A 4,876-nucleotide genomic window follows, 5' to 3' on the forward strand; every position below is an offset into this window, starting at 1 on the left:
CCTATTTTTATATTGGTAATTTAATTGAGGTTGGCTATACGGAAAGACTGTTCACCACTCCCCGCCACGAACTGACAGAGGATTATATCACTGGTCGTTTTGGCTGATTTCTTTACAAAATAATTGCCAATTAGCAGCTTTATAGCAGGTCCCCAGCCATCAAGCTCCAGGATGTCGGCCACCATCCTGGCTCCTATCTAGTGAAACTCGTTGGGCACAGCACTGACAACCGCCATACCTTTGGGTCGCTGTGTCCGGCGAATAGGTCGATCGCCACACAGAAGAAGTGCCGTGAAAGTCATAGCTTGCCACCCCTTCTATAGTTATCTAGACATCTTAATAAAAGTATTAATCTTTTTTTAACGCTCATTTAACTTCAGCCTAATAAAAAGAAGGAATAATAGAGACATCTAAACAACCAAGGAGGTCTCTATGAACAAAATCGATAAGAGCAACGGTAACATTCCTGTTTATCGGCAGGTAAGCAGTGTCCTCAATTCTGAAATTCGTGAAATTTACTCAACAGGTGCTGCATTACCTCCTGAAAAGGAACTTGCCAGCAGATTCAAGATAAACAGACAAACTCTCCGTCGTGCGGTTGATGAGCTTGAAAATGATGGTTTAGTGAACAGGATCCGCGGTAAAGGGACGTTCGTTGTTGGTGCTGTTGTTGACTATGACATCAAGAGTACGACCCGTTTTACGGAAAATTTGGAATCTCAGGGGCGGCGCGCTAATAGCAGTGTGTTGCGCCAGATCGGTATCCCTGCTTCAGAAGAAGTTGCGGAAAAACTTGGTGTTAAAGAGAATACGCCGGTAATTTATATTGAAACATTGCGGAAGGTTGATGGCCTGCCGTTCTGCATAGTTTCCCATTTTTTTAGCTATATTGAGTTTCACAGCCTTTTAAAGAAATACAAAGAAGGTTCACTTCACGACTTTATATATCAGCATTACAACATAAATCTCCGCCGTGCGCTTACCCTTGTCACAGCGGTTATACCACAATCTGATGATGCAGAACTCCTGCAAATCAATAAAAACACTCCGATTTTACGTGTCAAAAGCCTCAATATCAACTCCTCAACTGGTGAACCAGTTGAGTATGTCGTAACGCGTTTTCGCGGAGATGCCGCCCAGCTTTCAATTGAATCATAAACAATAAGAAACCAAACCTGTTTTAAAAAAACCCAAGGAGACAAATCATGAAACTAAAAACGCTTTTAACCCTCACCATTCTGCTTTTTAGCGCAGCAACAACCTTTGCCAGCGGCCTGGCCGATGGCAGCAAAAATAACCCTCTGCGGGTCATGCTGATTCCAGCCGATGGCGGCTCCAGCGACGTCACCGAGGATTACCGTCCTGTTTTTGAGGGCATCACCAAAAATTACGGCATCCACTTCGATATCCGGGCGGGGAGCTCATATGGCGCAGTCATCGAGGCTATGTGCAATGATCAGGTCGAGATTGCCTGGTATGGTGCTGTGTCCTTTGGCGAGGCCCACAAGCTTTGCGGTGCCGAACTGCTGTCTTTGGATGTGACAAAAGGCGAATCTGTTTACTACTCCGGTATTTATACCCGTAAGGACAGTGGTTTAAACAGCCTTGCCGATCTCAAGAACCATTCTCTGGCCTTGGGTGACGTCCAATCAACAAGCTCATTCAATTATCCGGTGGCCATGCTTATCGCCTCCGGTGTCGATCCGGCCAAAGATCTGAGCAAAATTGTTATGGCCGGCTCTCACTCAAGCTCGATTGCCGCCATGAAAGAGGGCCGGGTGGATGCCTGTGCCGCCTCTTTTAACTCTTATGAGAAGGCGGTTAAAAATAACATCCTTGACCCTAAAGAGTACAAGGTGCTCGCCAAATCTGAGCCGATCCCCAATCCACCCATGGCCATGAACACCAATCTCAGTCCGCAGCTGAAAGCAAAACGTAAAGAGATATTCAACACTATTCACACCAAGGTGGATCCCGAAAAGATTCGCGGCTACGGCGGTAAAAAGGTTGATCGTTATGACGCCGAATACCCTGTCGAGCAGATGCTGGCTGCCCTAGAAAAACTGGGCGCAGTGACCGACCAGGTCAAGGAAGCCATTGTTGAAAAAGCGTCCCAGCGCTAATTGCTTACTTTAAAAGAGCGAGCCTGCAGCGAAAATGATTTGCTGCAGCCTCGTTCATATTCCCAAAGGAGATAGCTCCCATGTTGAAATTAGAGAAGGTGTCCCGCGTCTATCCAGACGGCACCCGAGCCATTGATAATCTTTCCCTGGACATTAAAAAAGGTGAATTTTGTGTTCTCCTTGGCCCATCAGGGGCCGGTAAATCCACCCTTATGGGCATGATAAACGGCATGGTTCTTCCCTGCCAAGGCGAGGTTGTCCTCTGGGGTGAAAAGGTCGAGCGCAGCAACCTGAAAAGACTGCAACAGCGAGTGAGCATGATCCATCAGCAGTTGCATCTGGTACCAAGGCTCTCCGTCCTTAACAATGTCTTAACCGGAGCGCTGCCCGAGACCTCTTTGTGGCGTAGTCTTTTCATGCTTTTCCCCGAAAAAAATCAGCGTCGGGCCTGTCGCCTCCTTGAAGAGGTGGAGTTGGAAGAAAAGCATCTCCACCGGCGGGCCATGGCCCTCTCCGGTGGTCAGCAACAACGGGTGGCCATTGCCCGCGCCTTTATGTCGCAGCCGAGTATAGTCCTGGCTGATGAGCCAGTGGCCAGCCTGGACCCGACAATCAGCAGGAATGTACTCAATCTTCTCAAGCAAACAGCCCAGCAGCGTCAGACCACGGTGTTATGCAGCCTCCATCAGGTGGATTATGCCCTGGAGTTTGCGGACCGGATCATCGGTCTGCGTCAGGGATGCCTGGTCTATGACGGTCGGCCAGAAGATGTGACGCCGCAGGTTCTTGAAGAGCTCTATGGGCCGGGGAATGTTCCCTTTATTGAGGAAGACGGTGGGGGAGATGCAACACTGCCATCATTTCTTGACGAACAACAATTTGCTGTGGCCATGCAGGCTGCCTGAGGTGGATGATGAGTATTGTGCGAGAACCGTTCATGAATCAACCCACGGAGCGCTACAACTCCGATAGCTGGGAGTTGCAGCGGGCCATCACCCCCAAACTGATCGGTGTTCTCTTAATCATCGTTCTTTTTATCTCCTGGTCTGCCCGTAATACCGAGATGGATCGGGCCACACTGGAAAATATAGAGGCTGTAGGCGCCATCCTTGGGCTTGGAGATTCCAAGGTGGTATCCGGTGCCACCGGCTTTATCAGGAAGGCATTTCCTTTTGTTCTGGAAAGCCGCACCGACACCAGGCGTTTGGACGATTTTGATCCTGCAAATCTGCCGATCTTTACCCATCTGGAAACAGTGGCCGAGCGGGAGTATGATCTGATGACCGATAGTTACACCGAAATTCAGACCCAGTACCTGGTTCATCCTTTCGGTTATCTGATCAGGGTGCTGTGGAAAATGTGGGAAACCGTCGAGATGGCCCTCTGGGGCACCATATTTTCCATCATGATCTCTCTACCCCTCGGTATCTTGAGCGCCCGCAACTATACACCCAACAAGGCGGTCTACACGGGCGCCCGGGGACTCCTTGGCTTTCATCGTTCCATGCCGGAGTTGATCCTGGCCTTGTTCTTTGTTTTAATGTACGGCTTTGGTCCCATTGCCGGGATCTTTGCCCTTGCCATGCACACCAGTGGCGTGCTTGGCAAGTTCTTTGCCGATGAGATTGAAAATGCCCCTCCCGGCCCCCAGGAAGCCCTCCGTTCCGGCGGAGCCGGACGCCTCAAGGTTCTGCGTTTTGCTGTTTTTCCTCAGGTCTTGCCGCAGTATATGGCCTATGTCCAGTATGTCTTTGAGCGTAATATCCGCACCGCCTCGGTGCTTGGTATCGTCGGTGCCGGCGGTATCGGCATGGAGCTTAAAGGCCGCTGGGATCTCTTTGATTACTCCCATGTCGCCACCATTCTTTTGGTCATTTTTATAACCGTCATGCTGCTGGAGTTCTTGTCCCAGCGCCTGCGGTCAAGTGCAATGTAGGGGAAACTATGAGTTCTATTTATCAAACTACTGAAGTTACTCGCGGTCAGTGGCTCCGTGCCCTGAGCGCCCTGGAGCCAGAAAAGTTGACGGCCCAGGTCGCCGCCCTCACCGAGGAGTGGCATATCACGCCACGTTCCTTGCCCCAGTCGGGGCTGGCCATGCTCAAGATTCGGGAAAGTGCGGGCGGGGAGTCTTTTTATCTGGGTGAAATTCCGTTGACCACGACCTGGCTTGAGATCCGTGATCCGGACGGCAGCACGGCCCAAGGTGCGGCCCAGATCATGGCCGACAATCTTGACCTTGCCAGAGTTCTTGCCATCTGTGATGGTATCCTGGCCGGGAAGTTGATCGGCCATGAGATTGTCAGTGCCCTTGTCCGCCAGGGGTGGCAACGGTGCCAGGCCGAAGAGCAAAAAAGACGGGGTATGCTGGCTACAACCAGGGTCGATTTTTCCCTGCTCGATGACGTGGGGGAAAGCGATGGAAATTGATGCTATCTGGCAGCCCGCCAACCAGCAACGTATCTTCCGTGCCTTGATGGAAGCCATGGCCAGACCGGGCAGCCTGTATGATGTCCGGCCCTGGTTGGGTGAAGCGACGGCGTGGCGAGGCGTGCTGGCAAGTCTGCTCGACGGCAGAACCAGTTTGGCTGATTGCCACGGCCTCCTTGATCGCCACGATTGGCCGATGCTCCAGGCCTCTGAGGAACAACCAGCCACGGCGGACTATCTTCTCTGTCAAGGCAGCAGGCTGGCGACCATGAAGGCCAAGGTCGGCACTCTCACCAGTCCAGACCAGTCCGCCACCATCATTA

The 4,876-nt window shown here is 51.3% G+C and carries 7 protein-coding genes; 6 read left to right on the forward strand and 1 reads right to left on the reverse strand.

Features of this window, described 5'->3' with window-relative positions; all coding sequences use genetic code 11:
• Positions 1–20 precede the first annotated feature (20 nt).
• Complete coding sequence (locus HQK80_15410; GenBank protein ID MBF0223580.1) at positions 21–185, reverse strand: hypothetical protein; 165 nt, start codon at positions 183–185, stop codon at positions 21–23.
• A 247-nt stretch (positions 186–432) separates the two neighbouring features.
• On the opposite strand from HQK80_15410, the gene phnF reads away from it, so the two are divergent.
• The 6 genes from phnF to HQK80_15440 form a co-directional block, all read left to right on the forward strand.
• A complete protein-coding gene (gene phnF, locus HQK80_15415) occupies positions 433–1,158 on the forward strand; it encodes a phosphonate metabolism transcriptional regulator PhnF (GenBank protein MBF0223581.1) in 726 nt (241 codons plus the stop codon).
• 47 nt (positions 1,159–1,205) lie between these two features.
• Positions 1,206–2,123, forward strand: coding sequence for a phosphate/phosphite/phosphonate ABC transporter substrate-binding protein (locus HQK80_15420; GenBank protein ID MBF0223582.1), 918 nt, complete (start codon positions 1,206–1,208; stop codon positions 2,121–2,123).
• 80 nt (positions 2,124–2,203) lie between these two features.
• Positions 2,204–3,028, forward strand: a complete 825-nt coding sequence (gene phnC, locus HQK80_15425; GenBank protein MBF0223583.1) for a phosphonate ABC transporter ATP-binding protein — start codon at positions 2,204–2,206, stop codon at positions 3,026–3,028.
• A 32-nt stretch (positions 3,029–3,060) separates the two neighbouring features.
• Positions 3,061–4,059, forward strand: a complete 999-nt coding sequence (gene phnE, locus HQK80_15430) for a phosphonate ABC transporter, permease protein PhnE (GenBank protein ID MBF0223584.1) — start codon at positions 3,061–3,063, stop codon at positions 4,057–4,059.
• Between the two features lie 8 nt (positions 4,060–4,067).
• Positions 4,068–4,553, forward strand: coding sequence for a phosphonate C-P lyase system protein PhnG (gene phnG, locus HQK80_15435; GenBank protein MBF0223585.1), 486 nt, complete (start codon positions 4,068–4,070; stop codon positions 4,551–4,553).
• The coding region (locus HQK80_15440) for a phosphonate C-P lyase system protein PhnH (protein MBF0223586.1) at positions 4,543–4,876 on the forward strand (334 nt) is incomplete at its 3' end. The genes phnG and HQK80_15440, both read left to right, overlap by 11 nt.

The organism is Desulfobulbaceae bacterium (assembly GCA_015231515.1).
Taxonomy (GTDB): domain Bacteria; phylum Desulfobacterota; class Desulfobulbia; order Desulfobulbales; family VMSU01; genus JADGBM01.